A 17,005-nucleotide genomic window follows, 5' to 3' on the forward strand; every position below is an offset into this window, starting at 1 on the left:
CTGCCACCAGCCCCTTCACCCCCGACAGCCCGCGGCCGTCACCACCCCGGACCGGGCGCCTTCGCCCCGCGCCGTTTCGACCGCTGTCACCGTGAGGACCTACTCTGTGCAGCGTGACTTCGCCTGCCCCGACGGAACCGACGGAACTCGTTCCGCCCCAGCTCAGCGCGGGGCCGCGGCCCGCGCAGGGCCCGGCCGCCGACGAAGGGCTGGCGCGGCGCCTGCGCGCGCTCGCCTGCACCGCGCCCCTGCACGACCTGGACACCCGCAAGGCGAACCTGGCGGGCGAGTACTCGGTCTACACGATGGCGGAAGTCGCCCTCGCCGCCATCGATCTCGTCACGCTCAACATGGACTTCGACACGGGCGCCGACCACGAGCAGATAGTGGCCCGCCTGCTGCCCCGCGTCGCCGCCCAGGCCCCCGAGCGCCCCGCCGCCGAACACGAGCGCGTCGCCCGCTGGGTCCTGGAGAACCTGATCAACGTCGGCAGCGTCGACCGCGGCTTCCGCGCCGTCTACGGCACGTTCGGCCCCGACGGGGTGTACGTCCGCCGCGACTACGACTTCAAGCTCATCGAAGAGGTCCCCGGCTACGGCGGCGGCGTCTACCTGCGCACCACCGACGAAGCGGTCAACGTCCTGGTGGGCGCCCTCGACACGGACGTCACCAGCGCGCAGATCGCCGCCGAGGTCAAGCTGGAGGTGCTGATCAGCCGAGGCAGGCTCGCGGACGCCCAGCTCGCCGCCGAGCAGGCCCGGTACCGCACGGTCCAGTACGCCGAGACCCTCCGCAAGACGCTGGAGGCGACCCGGCGCAACGTCCGCGCCGTCGACTGGCTCAACACCGTCCCCGACATGATCGACGAGGCCCTCGCGCACGTTGCGGACCGCTACCGCCACGAGAACGCGATCCTCACCAACATCCGCAAGGCGCGCGACGAGGCCGAGGGTGCCGAGCACAAGCGCCGCGCCGCCGAGCTCGTGGACATAGTCAAGGACTGCATCCGCCGCCATACGCAGCTCCAGTCCCGCCTCCTGGAGGCCGGTCCGCTGTTCCGCGCCGAACAGGACCGGCAGGCGTTCGCGCAGCCCGCCGCCCGCACCGGCCTGGACCTGTACGGCCACCTCGTCGCCCCGCTGCTGCCGCTCCCCGTGGAGCAGGCCATCCGCGTCACCGACGCGTACTTCGCGCGCGGTACGGGCCTGCGCACCCCCGCCGCCGTCCGCGTCGGCGACCTGGTCGACCTGCTCCTCACCCCGCCCGTGGAGCGGGAGCACCTCGGCGCGGAGATGCCCGAGCCCGACCTGATCGCCACGCCCGACGACAGCCGCTTCAGCGAGGAGGAGCTGGCCATGGCCATGGACCTGCTCGACCTGGAGCACGACGCGCCCCGCCGCCTCTCCGGGCTCCTCGCCGAGGCCCGCACGCGCGCCCCGGGCACCGAGCTGCCGTACCTGGTCGCTCTCCTCGCCGTCCACGCAGCGAGCCCCCCGGTCGGCACGGCCTACCGCCAGGGCGAGGAGCGCCTGTTGTTCGCCGTGGACGACGGCACGGAGCTGGACGACCCCGAGTTCGGCGGCGCCGACCTGATCGTCGGTACGGCGCTGCTCGACGCCGCGGGCATGGCCGCCGACCGTACGGACGCCACATGACCCGCCCGTACGCCCCCGAGGCGCCCCGCCCGGACGGCCCGGAAGCGCCCCGCCGACACGGCCACGGCCACGGTCCTCCCGTGCCGCGCGGCCACGGCCGCCGAGCGCCCCACCGGCACGCCCCCGATGCGCCCCGTCGGCACGCCCCCGCCGTGCCCAGCCGCCCCGACCGCCCCGCCCCGCGCCCGTACCGCCGGGACATGACCGCGACCACCAGCAGCACCGAGGAGCCCCAGCCGTGAGCGACCACCACGCCGAGCACACCGACGCGTGGGGCGAGCCCGACACCGAGCGGGCCCCCGAGCCCGTCCCGTCCGGCGGCGTCACGCCCGCCGACGCGGCCGACGCCGCCCGGCTCGTCTCCTTCGGCCTCCAGCCCAAGCTGCTCCCGGCCCGCGACGCCGAGTACGCCGAACTGCTCCGCCGCTACCGGGACGACCCGGCGTTCGCCCGCCTCGCCGACGCCGTCGCCACCGGCCTCGGCCTCGTCGTCCTGGAGGTGTCCCCGCGCGCGGGGATGGCCGTCACCGCCGCCGAGGACTCGGTGTTCGCCGTCCGCATGGGCGACTACGCGCGTCGCGCCTCGGCCGACTCCGCCGACCGCTTCCTGCACGGCCTCGCCCACCTGGCTGTCGCCGCGCTGGCGTTCCCCCGCCCCGAGGACCTCGCCGACGACGCCTACATCGGCCGCGTCACCGTCAACGGCGTGGACGCCTTCGTACGGCAGGCCTGCCGCCGCCTGGAGGAACGCGCCGAGCGGGACGGCGAGAACACCGACCCGGCGTCCGACGCGCCCGGCCTCGAAGCGGCCTGGCGGATCTACACGCGCCGCAGCGCGACCGGCGCCACCAAGGACGCCCGCCGCCTCGCCGGGTCCACCACCGGCATCATCGGCAAGGCCGTCGCCTTCCTCACCGACTCCGGCTTCCTCCAGCGCACCGGCGACGACGCGGGCGGCACGTACCGCACGACCGCCCGCTACCAGCTCCAGGTCCGCGACATGGCCGGAAGCGCCGCCATGGCCGAGCTCCTCGACCTGGGCGTCGTCCCCGTCACGGACGGCTCCGCCAGCCTCGTACCCCCGCCCGACGGCGACGACCTGGAGCTGGCCGCCGACGCGGGCCTCCCGTTCCACGGCTGACCGCGCCACCCGCCCGGCCCCGCCGCGCCCGGCCGCCCCGGGCACCGATCACCGCACCTCCGAACCACCACCGACGAGAGTCCGCCGCCATGTACGAGCTGTCCCGGGTCCGCCTCTACTCCATCGGACCCGCCGGTGCGCGTTACGCCGACACCGTTCTGGACCTGCGCGGAGTGGGCGCCCCCGTGCCCCACCCCGCCCCCACCCAGGCGGAGTTCTTCGAGGAAGAGCCGGTCGGCCCGCCGCGCCGCCCCGCCCCCGCGGGCGTGCTGTTCCTGGAGAACGGCGGAGGCAAGTCCGTACTCCTCAAGCTGATCTTCTCGGTGATGCTCCCCGGCCACCGCAACACCCTCGGCGGCGCCAGCTCCGGCGTGCTGCGCAAGTTCCTCCTCGCCGACGACTGCGGGCACGTCGCCCTGGAGTGGCAGCACACCCTCACCGGTGAGCTCGTCGTCGTCGGCAAGGTCAGCGAGTGGCGCGGCCGCCAGGTCTCCAACGACCCCCGCAAGTTCGCCGAGGCGTGGTACTCCTTCCGGCCCGGCCCCGGCCTCAGCCTCGACAACCTGCCCGTCGCCGAGTCCACCGCCGTCCGCCCGCACGCCGAGGGCACCTCCGGGGCGCAGGGCCGCCGCCGCACCATGAAGGGCTTCCGCGACGCCCTCACCGAGGCGGGCCGCGCCTACCCGCACCTGGAGGTGTACTGGGAGGAGATCCACGACCGCTGGAACGAGCACCTCGGCGAGCTGGGCCTCGACCCCGAACTCTTCCGCTACCAGCGCGAGATGAACGCCGACGAGGGCGAGGCCGCGGGCCTGTTCGCGGTCAAGAAGGACTCCGACTTCACCGACCTGCTGCTGCGCGCCGTCACCGACACCCGCGACACGGACGGCCTCGCCGACCTCGTCAGCGGCTTCGGCAACAAGCTCGGCCGCCGCGCCGAACTGACCGCCGAACGGGACTTCACCGCAGGCTCCGTGGACCTCCTCGGCCGCATCGTCGAGGCCGCCGACGCGCGCTCCCGCGCCCGCGACATCCACGCCGCCGCCGAACGCCGCACCCGCACCCTCGCCCGCCGCCTCTCCGCCCGCGCCGCCGAGGAGCGGGGCCGCGCCGCCGAACTGGCCGAGCAGGTCACCACCGCCGCCGACACGGTCACGGACGCCGAGCAGACCCGCGCCCGCAGCTCCCTCGTCGCCGCCGAACTCGCCTACCGGCACGCCTCCCTGGCCCTCGCGGCCGCCGAGAAGGGCGCCGCCGCCCAGCGTCGCGAGCTGTCCGACGCCCGCACCCTCCACGCCGCCTGGCAGGCCACCGAGACCGTCCTGCGCCACCGCGCCGCCGCCGACCGCTCCGCGCGCGTGGCCGCCGCGATCCAGGAGGCCGAACGGGACGCCGCGCCCGCGCTCGCCGCCCGCGCCAAGGCCGCCGCCGACCTCGTACGGGCCCTCCACGCCGCCGCCGAGGACGGCGAACGCCACGCCAACGAGGAGGAGCGGCGCTCCGCCACCCTCCAGGAGGCCGCCGAGACCGGGCACCGCGACGCCACCGCCGCCGCCACCGAGGCCCAGCGCGCCCGCAGCGAGGCAGGACACCTGCGCCAGCGCCTCGCCGAGGTCGAGCAGGAGACCGCCGAGGCCGTACGGGCCGGCTGGCTCGACGACTCGGCCCCGGACGCCGACCCGGCGCGCGCCGCCCTCGCCGCCAGCGACGCCGAGAAGACCGCCGTCGCCGCCTGGGACACCGCCCGTGAGGCCGCCCGCGCCGCCGCCGACCGGGCCCGTGAGGCCGCCGCCGACGAGGCCCGCGCCGAACTGGCCGCCGCCCGGGCCGCCGACGCCGCCCAGGCCGCCGACCACGCCTACCAGGCGGAGCGGCGCGCCGCCGAGTCCATCGCCGCCGACGAGCGCCTCGCCGAACTCCTCAGCCTCCCCGCCCCCCGTACGACCCCGCAGCTGCCCCGGCAGAACACCGGCGAGGACACCCCGCCGCCCACCGCCCCGGCACGCCCCGCCGTGCAGGGCGCGCTCACCGCCGATGACCTCGACCGGTACGCCGACGAGCTGCGCGAACTCCTCGACCAGCACATCGCCTCCGCCGAACGCAAGCTGTTCGACCTGCGCACGGCCGCCGCCGACGACGCCCGCATCCTCGGCGCCCTCGGCGACGGCGGCCTCCTGCCGCCCGGCCCCGACGTCCTCGCCACCGTCGAGTTCCTCGGCGAGCACGGCGTCCCCGCCCTGCCCGGCTGGCGCTACCTCGCCCAGTCCGTCGACCCCGCCGACCACGCGGCGGTCCTCGCCGCCCGCCCCGAGCTGGTGGACGGCGTCGTCGTCACCGACCCCCAGTCGTACGCCCGCGCCCGCGAGGCCCTCGCGGGCGCCGCGCTCCTGCCGCGCTCCGCCGTCGCCGTCGGCACCGCCGCCGCCCTCCTCGCCCCCGTGCCGCGCGCCGAGGACGGCGACGACACCGAGGTGTTCCTCGTGCCGCCGAACCCGGCCATGCACGACGAGCACGCCGCCGACGAGGAGCGCCAGGCCCTGCGCGCCCGCGCCGCCTCCCGGGACGAGGAGATCCGCGCCCTCGCCGCCCGCCTCACCGGCGACCGGTCCCTCGCCGCCCGCATCGGTTCCTGGCGCGCCGACTGCCCGCCCGGCATGCTCACCGAGCTCGCCGAGGCCGCCGCCACCGCGCGCGAAGCCGCCGAAGCCGCCGAGACCACGCTCGCCGAGGCCCGCACCGCCCGCGCCGAGGCCGACGAGACCGCCGCCGAGACCGCCCGCGTACGTGACGAACGCCAGGAGGCCGCCCAGCGCGCCCGCCGCGCCGCCGACGCCCTCTCCGGTCTCGCGTTCCGCCTCCGCGAACGGGCCGGGTGGCAGGCCCGCCTCCGGGAACTCGCCGACGAGGCCGCCGAAGCCGAGGCCCGCGCCCAGACCTGCCTGGAGCGCGCCCGCGCCGCCGACGAGGACCGCCGCGCCGCCCAGCGCGCCGCCGACGACGCCCACCGCACCGCCCGCGCCCTGCGCGCCGAACGCGCCGAGATCGCCGGTGCCCCGGAGAACCTCCCCGAGGAGAAGCCCGACGGCACCGCGCTCCTCGACGGCGGCGTCCCCCGCCCGTCCCTGCCCGCCCTCCGCGAGGCGTACCGGGCGGCGTCGCAGCTGTACGAGAAGGTGGGCGTCGGCGCCGACCTGCGCGCCGAACAGGCCCGCGCCGAGAGCGACGAGAGCGCCGCCCTGGCCGAGCTGGACCGCCTCACCAACAAGGTCCGCACCCGCGCCGCCCAGCTCCTCGACAGCCCCGAGGGCGCCGACGGCCCCTCCCGTCAGGCCGCCGTGGCCCGCGCCGAGGCCCATGTCCAGCTGCTGGAGTCCCGCGCGTCCGAGGCCAGCGAGAAGCTGGGCCGGCTGCGCGGCGAGGCCGAGCGGCTCGCCCCCACGGACGGCGACGCGCACACCGAACTGCCCGACGAGCTGGTCCCCGCCGACGCCGAGCAGGCCCAGACGCTGCTGCGCACGGCCACCGGCGACCTCGCCGCCCGCACCGACGACCTGGAGACCGCCCGCGCCACCCTCGCGCACCTCCAGCGCTCCCACCGGGCCGCCGAGGACGCCGCGGGCGCCTTCGGCGAGCTGGCCGCGCTCCTGCGCGACCTCCTGCGCGAACAGGCCGACGACGACCCGCGGGAGCCGCAGCCCTACACCGACTCCCTGGAGGAGGCCCGCCGCGCCGCCGCCGAGGCCCGGCGGTCCCTGCGGGGCTGCGCCGCCGACCTGTCCGCCGCCGACGCCGCCGTACGGGAGGCCTGCGACGTCCTCGTACGGCACGCCAACTCCACCCGCTACGAGCAGGTCCGCACCCCGGCCCGCCAGCAGATCCGCGAACTGCCCGCCTCCGCGCTGCCGGAGCACGCCGCCAAGTGGGCCGAGGCGTTCGCGCCGCGCCTGCGCGTCCTCACCGACGAACTGGCCCAGCTGGAGCGCAACCGCGACTCGATCGTGGACCGGCTGCGCGGTCTGGTCGAGTCGGCGCTGACGACGCTCCGCTCCGCCCAGCGGCTGTCCCGCCTCCCCGAGGGGCTCGGCGAGTGGTCCGGGCAGGAGTTCCTCCGCATCCGCTTCGAGGAGCCGGACCAGACCACGCTGGTGGAACGGCTGGGCGAGGTCATCGACGAGGCCACGCGCGCCGCCGTCAAGAAGAACTCCGACCTGCGCCGCGACGGCATGTCCCTGCTGCTGCGCGGGGTCCACGCCGCCCTCCAGCCCAAGGGCGTCGCCGTGGAGATCCTCAAGCCGGACGCGGTGCTGCGCGCCGAGCGGGTCCCCGTCGGGCAGATGGGCGACGTGTTCTCCGGCGGCCAGCTGCTGACCGCCGCCATCGCCCTGTACTGCACGATGGCCGCGCTCCGCAGCAACGACCGGGGCCGCGACAAGCACCGGCACGCCGGCACGCTGTTCCTCGACAATCCCATCGGCCGCGCCAACGCCACGTACCTGCTGGAGCTCCAGCGGGCCGTGTCCGACGCGCTGGGCGTCCAGCTGCTGTACACGACGGGCCTGTTCGACACGACGGCGCTCGCCGAGTTCCCCCTCGTCATCCGGCTGCGCAACGACGCGGACCTGCGGGCGGGCCTGAAGTACATCAGCGTCGAGGAACACCTGCGGCCCGGCCTGCCGCAACCCGCGCAGGAGGGGGAGCCGGCGGTGCACGGCGAGATCACGGCGACCCGGATGTTCAGGCGGAGCACGGCGGCCCCGCAGCCGCAGAACGCCGACTGAGCGACGAGGCGGCGGCCGCGGCGTACACCCCCGCGGCCGTCACCCGCCTCACGACGACACCCGCCCACGCGCGGTCACACCGACGCGCCCCGGACACCCGGTGCCCGGCCAGGCCCGGATCACACCGGCGCCGCCCCGGCACCAGGTCCTCTGGAGCGCGCCCACGCTGACCGACCAGCCCGGCCGCCCACGCGGACCGACGGGCCCGGGCGCCCGCGCAGGCCGGCCCGGCCGCCTCCAGCCGCGACCACCCGCAGACCCGGCTCCCCCGAGCCGCGGCCGACCCCGGCCCCGGCGGCCCGGGCCCGACTCAGCCCCGGCCCGACCACCCACTGACCCGGTTGCCCGCAGGCATCACCCAGCCCGGCTTCCCAAGGCCGCACGACGCCTCACGCCCGCGACAGCTCCCCGCGCTCCGTCCGCGCGGCGCGCGCCCCCTGCCGCCCCGCCGCGTCGCCGCCACCAGCGGGCCCGTCCACGGAAACCGGCACCGACGACGCACCAGCGCCCGCACCCGCGCCACGCGGCGACCGCCCGGCCGCCCGCTCCTCGCGCTTGCGTATCCGCTCGGCCTCGCGGGCGGCCCGCCGGGCCAGGCGCCGCTCCCGCCGCAGCTGCCGCGCCGTACTGCTCGGCTCCGACACGACCCCGTACCGCTGCTTCCACACCTGCCGCGTCACCCACACGTCCAGCACCGCCCAGGTCGCCACCACCGTGCTCCCGACACTGCTCAGCACCAGCGGGAACGCCAGCCAGGACCCCGCGAGCGTGAGCAGATACGCCGCGACCGCCTGGATCAGCGTCACCGCGGCGATCAGACCGGCCCGCACCGCCGCCGTGCGCACCGGATCAGGCAGCCTGCGCCGCCCGACCGGGTCCTCCACCCACAGCTCACGCCGCCCCGTGCTCATCCACCGTCACTCCCCACCACTCGACCGACAACAGGGTGACTGCCCGTCTTGCGCGGATCCACGCCGAAGACGCCGTAGACGCCCGACAAGCGCCGTGGACGCCCCCACAGACGCCATGGGCGCCGCGGATGCCGCCGCCCCCATGGCGAGCCCCCCGTCCCACTAGACGCGCCACGACGCGCGAAGATTCCCGGAACGTTCAATTCCAGCCATACGGCGTCTCGGGAGAAATGACGCCTCGCCAGGTGTCCTCTGACCCGGCCCGGTTTGTCAACTCCCGTGATACCAGGACAAGTCATGATCAAGAGCCTGTGTGGCGGCCGAAAAACGACCGGGCGGACCTTCGAGTTGCCCTGGTGACAGTAGTAGGCTCGCGCCGTTTGCTGCTGAGTTGAAGTGTGCGCTCGCGCCGCGCCGGGCGGCCGGGCGAGCTGGGGGAGGCCATGGGCTTTCGCGGAAAGTCGATCCGCAGGAAGATCGTGGCGCTGCTGCTCGTCCCGCTCCTGTCCCTCACCGGCCTCTGGGGCTTCGCCACCTTCATCACCGGCCGCGAGGCCGACCACCTCCTCGACGTCAGCCAGATCATGCAGAAGGTCGGCTACCCCCTCGAGGAGACCGTCCACGTCATCCAGCGCGAGCGCCGCCAGAGCCTCCTCTACCTGGCCGACCCGCGCACCGCCGACGCCCTCACCACCCTGCGCCGCGACCGCGCCGCCACCGACCGCGCCCTCGCCGCGCTCCGCGCCCATGCCCGGGACCGGCGCGTCGTGGACGCCATGCACGACCCCGCGGCCCGGCGGCTCGAATCCCTCATCACGGCCTTCGACGGCCTGGCCTCGCTGCGCCACTCCGTCGACAGCCGCTCCGTCGGCCGCCTCCAGGCCCTGGAGTTCTACAACCGGCTGGTCGATCCCTGCTACAGCTTCCTCGTCCACCTCCACGCCATCGACAACGTCGAGATGGAGAAGCAGGGCCGCGCGCTCGTCGGCCTCGCCCGCGCGCGCGAGATGCTCGCCCGTGAGGACGCCCTCGTCGTCTCCTCGCTGGTCGGCAACCGCCTCACCGCCGAGGAGATCCGCCTCGTCTCCGACCTCGTCGCCCGCCGCCGGCAGTTCTACGAGACCAGCCTCGAGATCCTGCCGACCTCCGAGCGCGACGCCTTCCAGCAGTACTGGAGCAGCCCCGAGACGCAGCCGCTGCGCCAGACCGAGGAAGCCCTCATCACCGCCGGCGCCACCGACGACCCGCGCGCCACCGACGCGGCCCGCTGGGAGGACGCCGCCACCACCGCCCTCAGCGGTCTGGCCGCCGAGAACCGGCTGGCGGGCGACCGCTACCAGGACCGCGTCGAACCGGCGGCGTACAGCGTCCTCCTCAAGGCGGGCATAGCCGGTGTCCTGGGCTTCCTCGCCGTCCTCGGCTCCCTCGTCGTCTCCGTACGCGTCGGCCGCGGCCTCGTCCGCGACCTGACCCGGCTGCGCAAGGAGGCCCAGGAGGTCTCGGGCGTCCGGCTCCCCAGCGTGATGCGCCGCCTCGCCGCCGGGGAGCACGTCGATGTCGAGACCGAGGTCCCCAGGCTGGAGTACGACAAGGACGAGATCGGCCAGGTCGGCAAGGCCCTCAACACCCTCCAGCGGGCCGCCGTCGAAGCGGCCGTCAAGCAGGCCGACATGCGCCGCGGCGTCTCCGAGGTCTTCGTCAACCTCGCCCGGCGCAACCAGGTCCTCCTCCACCGCCAGCTCACCCTCCTCGACGCGATGGAGCGGCGCACCGAGGACACCGAGGAACTGGCCGACCTCTTCCGCCTCGACCACCTCACCACCCGCATGCGCCGCCACGCCGAGGGCCTGGTCATCCTCTCCGGAGCCGCCCCCTCCCGGCAGTGGCGCAGGCCCGTCCAGCTCATGGACGTGGTCCGCGCGGCCGTCGCCGAGGTCGAGGACTACGAACGCATCGAGGTACGGCGCCTGCCGCGCATCGGCGTCGCCGGGCCCGCCGTCGCGGACCTCACGCACCTCATCGCCGAACTCCTCGAGAACGCCACGGTCTTCTCCCCGCCCCACACCGCCGTCCAGGTGCAGGGCGAACGCGTCACCAACGGCTTCACCCTGGAGATCCACGACCGGGGCCTCGGCATGTCCCCGGACGACCTCATCGACGCGAACCTGCGACTCGCCGAGACCCCCGAGTTCGAGCTGTCCGACACCGACCGGCTCGGCCTCTTCGTCGTCAGCCGCCTCGCGCGCCGCCAGCACGTCCGCGTCTCGCTCCAGCCCTCCCCGTACGGGGGCACGACCGCCGTCGTGTTCATCCCGGCCGACCTGCTCACCGAGGCCCCCGAGACGGAGGGCGTCGGCTTCCGGCTGGACCGCAAGAGCCCCGACCGCCGCACGGCGGACGCCCCGAACCGGCGGACCGCGCTCACGCAGGTGTCCTCCGTCATCGACGGCCCGGTCGAGCTGGACGGCCCGCTCGACATCCTGGACGAACTGGCGGGCACCCTCGACCGCGACCTCAGGTCCGGCGAGGACCCCGACCACGGCGGCCTGTTCCGCCCCCGCCCGCCGCTGCGCCCCGCCGACGCCCCACAGCAGCCGCAGCAGCAGCAGCGGGAGCGGGCGGCCGACGCGCCCGGCGAACACCTGGCGCAGCCGGTCCCGCTGCCCCGCCGCAGGCCCGCCCTCGTCGCCCGCCACGGCCGCCGCGTGGACGACCCCGCCGGTACGACCCGGCACACCGACCACGAAACGTCCCAGCCCCGGCGCACCGACCACGAAACGCCGCCCCAGGGCCCGCGCGAGCCCGCCGCCGACCGGGACGCGCCCCAGGCCCCCCGGAGCACGGGCAACGGCCCCGGTGGCGCCTCCACCCCCGCTCCCGGCGCTCCGGCCAAAGGCACCGGGGCTCCCGGCACCCCCGCTCCCGCGTCCGACGAGACGACACTGACCCTCGGCGGCCTGCCCCGCCGTGTCCGCCAGGCCAGCCTCGTCCCCCAGCTGAGGGAGCAGGCCGGCCAGCCGCCTGCCCCCCGCCCGGCGGACTCCGGGGACGACGAGCGCGACGCCGACCAAGTACGCCACCGTATGGCCGCGATGCAGCGAGGCTGGCAGCGCGCCCGCGGTGAGACAGCACCAGGAACGACACCGGAGGGGGACGGTCGATGACCGCACCGAACGCCGCAGCATCCAACTCAACCGGCGGGCTCAACTGGCTCCTCGACGAACTGGTCGAGCGGGTCGGATCCGTCCGCAAGGCCCTGGTCCTCTCCAGCGACGGCCTGCCGACGGGCGGCTCCAAGGACCTCAGCCGGGAGGACAGCGAACACCTCGCGGCCGTCGCGTCCGGCTTCCACAGCCTCGCCAAGGGCGTGGGCCGCCACTTCGACGCCGGAAAGGTCCGCCAGACCGTGGTCGAGCTGGACGACGCCTTCCTGTTCGTCACGGCCGCCGGTGACGGCAGCTGCCTCGCCGTACTGGCCGACTCCGACTCCGACGTGGGTCTCGTCGCCTACGAGATGACGCTGATGGTCAAGCGCGTCGGCGCGCATCTGGCGACCGCCCCCCGGTCCGGTCTGACCACCGGCGGGTGAGGGGGGATGCCATGAGCGACGCAGCGGCCGGACAGCTGAGACGCGGACGCCGGACCGGCGACGCGCACCACTGGTTCGACGACGAGGCGGGGCCGGTGGTACGCCCGTACGCCATGACGCGCGGACGCACCACCAGCCCCATCCGTCACCGACTCGACCTGATCGCGGTGGTCGTGCCCGAGCCCGCCGCCGACGACCCGGGCCGCGACGAGACGCTCTCCCCGGAACACGTGGAGATCGTCGAGCGCTGCAGCGAGTTCCCCCAGTCGATCGCCGAGCTCGCCGCCGGGATGGACCTCCCCGTCGGGGTGGTCCGCGTCCTGGTCGGCGACCTCGTCGAGGACGAACTCGTCCACGTAACCCGTCCCGTTCCGCCGGCCGAACTGCCGGACGAGAGCATTCTGCGTGAGGTGATCAATGGTCTTCGGGCGCTCTAGCCGCAAGGGTCCGCCGCCGGTCGAGCCGGTGACGCTGAAGATCCTGGTCGCGGGCGGGTTCGGCGTGGGCAAGACCACGCTGGTCGGAGCGGTGAGCGAGATCCGGCCGCTGCGCACCGAGGAGAGCCTCACCGAGGCGAGCCGGCCGGTGGACGACCTGGCAGGCGTCGAGTCCAAGGCCACGACGACCGTCGCCATGGACTTCGGCCGGATCACCCTCCGCGAGGACCTCGTGCTGTACCTGTTCGGCACCCCCGGGCAGGACCGCTTCTGGTTCCTGTGGGACGAGCTGGCGCAGGGCGCCCTCGGCGCGGTGGTCCTGGTGGACACCCGCCGCCTGGAGGACTCCTTCGCGTGCATCGACTACTTCGAGCGGCGCGGCATACCCTTCGCGGTCGCCGTCAACTGCTTCGAGGGCGCCGACGTCCACCCCGCCGAGACGGTGCGGGCCGCCCTGGACCTCGACCCGGGCGTACCGCTGCTGATGACGGACGCGCGGCGCCGCGAGTCCGTCAAGGAGGTCCTCGTGGCCGTCGTCCGGCACGCGATGACGTTCACCGAGCCCGCCCCGGAGCCTGCCACGACCTGACCGGCGGTCCCGGAACCGGCCGCTCGCGGAGCCCCTCCACGGGGAAGTCGAAGTACGTCCCCGGGAACGGCTCCGGCCGGTACGTGAAGTGCCACCACTCCTCCGGCAGGTTCACGAACCCCTCAGCCGCCAGCACGCCCCGCAGCAGGTCCCGGATGCCCCGCGCCGCGCCCCGCACCCGCGGGTCGTCGGTGTGGGACAGCGTGTCGAAGCAGTCGAAGCCGGTCCCCATGTCCACCGAGTTGTCCGGGAACCGCTGCTCCTTCGGCGCCGCGCAGTCAACCAGCGGCTCACCCGGCACGTACGGCCGCGTCGGCGCGGCGGGCAGCCGCACCAGCGTCACGTCCACCGTCGAGCCCCGGCTGTGCCCCGACCGCTCCGCGATGTACCCGTCGGCGAACAGCCGCGCCTTGTCCACGCGCGGGTAGAACTCGGCCTTCATCCGCTCGTCCCCGAGGTCCTTCGCCCACCGCACGAAGTGGTCGACGGCCCGCTGCGGCCGGTAGCAGTCGTACACCTTCAGCGAATAGCCCCGCCGCAGCAGCCGCACCTGCGCCCGGTGCAGCGCCCGCGCCGCCGGCCGGGTCAGCAGGCACACCGGCTCGCGGTACCCGTCCACCGGCGCGCCCACGAACGAGTGCTCCGTCGTGTACCGCATCTCCTGAAGGATCGTCCGGTCCACCGCCCGCAGCTCCGTGAACTCGCGCGGCACGGGCGGCCCCACCCGCCCCGGCCCGGCAGCTCCGGCCGCCTCCGCGCCGGGAGCGGGGGAGAGGGCCAGGAGCCCCACGGCGCAAGCGACGACAGCGGCGACCACATTTCGCACACCAGCAGCAGATCCCGTCATGCACCCCGTCTAGCAGTCGTACGCCGCTCGGTACAGTGCGCCCCGTGCAGAACACCCATTGCGCCCACTGCGGCACCCCCTTCGCCGACCCCACCGGCCCCTGGCCCCGCACCTGCCCCTCCTGCACCACCGTCACCTACCGCAACCCACTGCCCGTCGCGGTCGCCCTCCTCCCCGCCACCGGCCCCGAGGGCACCGGCCTCGTCGTCATCACCCGCACCATCGAACCCGAGAGCGGCGGCATCGCCCTGCCCGGCGGGTTCATCGACCACGCCGAGGACTGGCGGGACGCCGTCGTCCGCGAGCTGTACGAGGAGACCGGCATCGAGGCCCCCGCCCACGACGTACGCCTCGCCGACGCCATGAGCTCGCCCGGCGGCCACCTCCTCCTCTTCGGCCTCCTCCCCGAACGCCCGGCGAGCGCCCTGCCGCCCTCCGCCCCCACCGCCGAGACCGCCGGCCACCACCTCCTGCACGCCCCGACCCGGCTCGCCTTCCCCCTCCACACCGAAGCCGCCCGCAAATGGTTCGCGGGCGACTACGACCACCTGCGCTAGCCCGCCCCCTCCCCGGAAGCACCCAGCCCCCGCACCCGCACCCCCTCCGGCCCCACCGCGACAGCACCGTCGTCCGTCACACGCTCCACCCGCACCTCGCCCCCCTCCCAGCGCGACACGTACCGCTCCACCTCCGCCTGTTCCCACCCGTCACCCACATCCCGCACGACCAGACCCCCGCCCGCCCGGCCCGGCGCGGGAGCCCACACCTCCAGCTCCACCGCCCCGGCCGCACCCCGCACTGGAACGACCGCCCCCGCCCGCGCCAGCACCGGCACCCGCGACAGCGGCGCCTCCACCAGCACCAGACCCGGCCCCTCGTACGCCCGCCCCGTCGCCACGTCGTACCAGCGGCCCCGCGGCAGCCGCACCGCCCGCCGCTCCACACCGCGCGCCAGCACCGGCGCCACCAGCAGCGCGTCCCCCAGCAGGAAGGCGTCCCCGCAGTCCCGCAGCAGCCGGTCCTCCGGCGCCGACCACCACAGCGGCCGCGCATAAGGAGCACCCGTCAACCGGGCCAGCCGCGCCAGCGTCACGAAGTACGGGAGCAGCCGCTCCCGTTCCTCCATCGCCTCGCGCGCGTGGGCCAGCACCTCCGGCCCGAACTCCCACGGCTCACGCCGCCCCGCGTCGATCGCCGAGTGCGTACGGAACAGCGGCAGCCACGCCCCCAGCTGGAACCACCGCAGATACAGCTCAGGCGACGGATGCCCGTCGAAACCGCCCACGTCCGGCCCCGAGTACGGCACCCCGCACAGGCCCAGGCCCAGCACCAGCGCCAACGACGCCCGCAACCCCTGCCAGCCCGTCGCCACATCCCCCGACCACGTCCCGCCGTACCGCTGCATCCCCGCCCACCCCGACCGCGAGAACAGGAACGGCCGCGTCTCGGGACGCAGCCGCACAAGACCCTCGTACCCGGCACGCGCCATCGCCAGCCCGTACACGTTGTGCGCCTCCCGGTGATCACCGCCCCGGCCCTCCAGCGCGTGCCGCGCCGACCGGGGCAGCGTCATGTCCCCGAACGGCGTGAACGACACCGGCTCGTTCATGTCGTGCCACACCCCGGCGAAGCCCTGCTCCAGCCGCTCCGCGTACAGCCCGCCCCACCACTCCCGCACCCGCGGGTCCGTGAAGTCCGGGTACACGCACTCACCCGGCCACACCACCCCCCGCACCACCTCCCCGCGCGTGTCCCGCACGAAGGCCCCCCGCGCCCCCACCCGCGCCCCGGCCTCGTACACCGCCCCGCCCGGCTCCGCCTTCACCGCCGGGTCCACGATCGAAACCAGCCGCACCCCCCGCTCCCGCAGCTCCGCCGCCAGCCCCGGCAGATCAGGGAACCGCTCCCGGTCCACCGTGAACACCCGGTGCCCGTCGTAGTGGTCGATGTCCAGGTGCAGCGCCGACAGCGGCAGCCCCCGCTCCCGGTACCCGGCCACCACCCGCCGCACCTCCTTCGCGCTCCCGAACCCCCACCGCGCGTGCTGCGCCCCCAGCGCCCACGACGGCGGCACCGCCGGAGCGCCCGTCAACTGCGCCCACCCGTGCGCGATCCGCGCCGGCGACCCCACCACCGCCCAGCACCGCAGCGGCCCCCCGCTCATCCGCACCTCGCTCAGCCCCGGCCGGTCGTGCCCCGACCCCGCGCCCTCCTCGCCCTCCCGCAGCGACACCCGCCCGTCCCACGTGCTGTCGTAGAACGCCAGATGCGTCCCCGCGTCCGCCACCACCCACTGCACCGGCATCGTGATGTACAGCGGATCGGTCCCCGGCCCGAACGTCCCCCGCGGATCGGTGTTCCACAGCCGGTACGTCCCCTCCGGCAACCGCGGCCCCGCCGCCCGCCCCCCGAGCCCGAAGAACCGCGCGTCCGCCGGAACCTCCGACCGCTGCACCCATCGCGCCTCGCCCCCGCCCACCGGCTCCCACCAGCGAGGCGGCAGCTCCCGCCGCAGCACCACCCCGCCCGGCGTCCGCACCTCCACCGCCCCGTCCCGCGACACGGCGACCGTCACCCGCTCGGCCACCCCCCGCCAGCCGCCCTCCGTGTCCGGCTCCAGCGCCACCCGAGCGTCCGGCTCCGGCACCTCACCCGACACCGCGTACGACGGCGACGCCTCCGCCCCGTCCCACCCCCAGAACACCGCCGCCCCCACCGTCACGCACACCCGCAGCTCCGCCCGCGCGAACCGCACGATCCCCCCGCCCGGCAGCGGCTCCGCCCCCACCACCCGGCCCGGCACCCGCGCCCGCTCCGGCCCCCGCCCCGGCAGCGCCGCCGCGTCCGCCCTCCGCTGCCGCCACGCCGAGCGCAGCGCCCGAGGCCCCCGCACCCTGCCGAACACCCACATCGAACGCACCAGCTCACGACCGTCCATGCCGCTCACCCTGCCACCCGCGAAGCCGCGCCAGTGAGACGTTCAACAACCGTTCACCCGAGGTGACACCACATGTTCAGGCCGCCGACCAGGCAGAGGAGACCTGGTGCGAAACCCGCC

General features: G+C 75.5%; 10 protein-coding genes and 1 pseudogene. 8 read left to right on the top strand and 3 right to left on the bottom strand.

Annotation, left to right across the window (positions count from 1 at the left end):
• Nucleotides 1–113 precede the first annotated feature (113 nt).
• From J116_RS24550 to J116_RS24560, 3 genes are all read left to right on the top strand, one after another.
• Nucleotides 114–1,655, top strand: a complete 1,542-nt coding sequence (locus tag J116_RS24550; RefSeq protein ID WP_023589725.1) for a hypothetical protein — start codon at nucleotides 114–116, stop codon at nucleotides 1,653–1,655.
• Nucleotides 1,656–1,893: 238 nt separating this feature from the next.
• Entirely contained in the window at nucleotides 1,894–2,796 is a 903-nt protein-coding gene (locus J116_RS24555; protein ID WP_023589726.1) for a hypothetical protein, read from the top strand.
• 89 nt (nucleotides 2,797–2,885) lie between these two features.
• Nucleotides 2,886–7,574, top strand: coding sequence for a hypothetical protein (locus tag J116_RS24560; RefSeq protein WP_023589727.1), 4,689 nt, complete (start codon nucleotides 2,886–2,888; stop codon nucleotides 7,572–7,574).
• Between the two features lie 533 nt (nucleotides 7,575–8,107).
• Here the strand turns inward: J116_RS24560 and J116_RS24565 are convergent.
• Nucleotides 8,108–8,470: pseudogene (locus J116_RS24565) on the bottom strand (hypothetical protein); the annotation flags it as partial.
• 458 nt (nucleotides 8,471–8,928) lie between these two features.
• Here J116_RS24565 and J116_RS24570 point away from each other — a divergent pair.
• From J116_RS24570 to J116_RS24585, 4 genes are read left to right on the top strand one after another with little or no spacing between them, the layout of a single operon-like run.
• Nucleotides 8,929–11,649: a nitrate- and nitrite sensing domain-containing protein gene (locus J116_RS24570; RefSeq protein ID WP_028964464.1), complete on the top strand. Its 2,721-nt coding sequence runs from the start codon at nucleotides 8,929–8,931 to the stop codon at nucleotides 11,647–11,649.
• Nucleotides 11,646–12,074 (top strand): roadblock/LC7 domain-containing protein, encoded by a 429-nt coding sequence (locus J116_RS24575; RefSeq protein WP_023589730.1) that lies wholly within the window; start codon nucleotides 11,646–11,648, stop codon nucleotides 12,072–12,074. The genes J116_RS24570 and J116_RS24575 overlap by 4 nt, the downstream gene beginning before the upstream one ends.
• Before the next feature lie 11 nt (nucleotides 12,075–12,085).
• Nucleotides 12,086–12,511 (top strand): DUF742 domain-containing protein, encoded by a 426-nt coding sequence (locus J116_RS24580; protein ID WP_023589731.1) that lies wholly within the window; start codon nucleotides 12,086–12,088, stop codon nucleotides 12,509–12,511.
• The gene (locus tag J116_RS24585) at nucleotides 12,492–13,100 is read left to right on the top strand and encodes a GTP-binding protein (RefSeq protein WP_028964465.1); all 609 of its coding nucleotides are present in this window, start codon (nucleotides 12,492–12,494) and stop codon (nucleotides 13,098–13,100) included. Before J116_RS24580 ends, J116_RS24585 begins: the two co-directional genes overlap by 20 nt.
• On the opposite strand, the gene J116_RS24590 is transcribed toward J116_RS24585, so the two are convergent.
• Entirely contained in the window at nucleotides 13,066–13,947 is an 882-nt protein-coding gene (locus J116_RS24590) for a M15 family metallopeptidase (RefSeq protein WP_051203604.1), read from the bottom strand. The genes J116_RS24585 and J116_RS24590 overlap by 35 nt on opposite strands.
• A gap of 44 nt (nucleotides 13,948–13,991) precedes the next feature.
• On the opposite strand from J116_RS24590, the gene J116_RS24595 reads away from it, so the two are divergent.
• Nucleotides 13,992–14,504: an NUDIX domain-containing protein gene (locus tag J116_RS24595; RefSeq protein WP_023589734.1), complete on the top strand. Its 513-nt coding sequence runs from the start codon at nucleotides 13,992–13,994 to the stop codon at nucleotides 14,502–14,504.
• On the opposite strand, the gene J116_RS24600 is transcribed toward J116_RS24595, so the two are convergent.
• Nucleotides 14,501–16,885, bottom strand: coding sequence for a glycoside hydrolase family 31 protein (locus J116_RS24600; RefSeq protein WP_023589735.1), 2,385 nt, complete (start codon nucleotides 16,883–16,885; stop codon nucleotides 14,501–14,503). The two genes, J116_RS24595 and J116_RS24600, sit on opposite strands and share 4 nt — an antisense overlap.
• Nucleotides 16,886–17,005 lie beyond the last annotated feature (120 nt).

Source organism: Streptomyces thermolilacinus SPC6, assembly GCF_000478605.2.
Taxonomy (GTDB): domain Bacteria; phylum Actinomycetota; class Actinomycetes; order Streptomycetales; family Streptomycetaceae; genus Streptomyces; species Streptomyces thermolilacinus.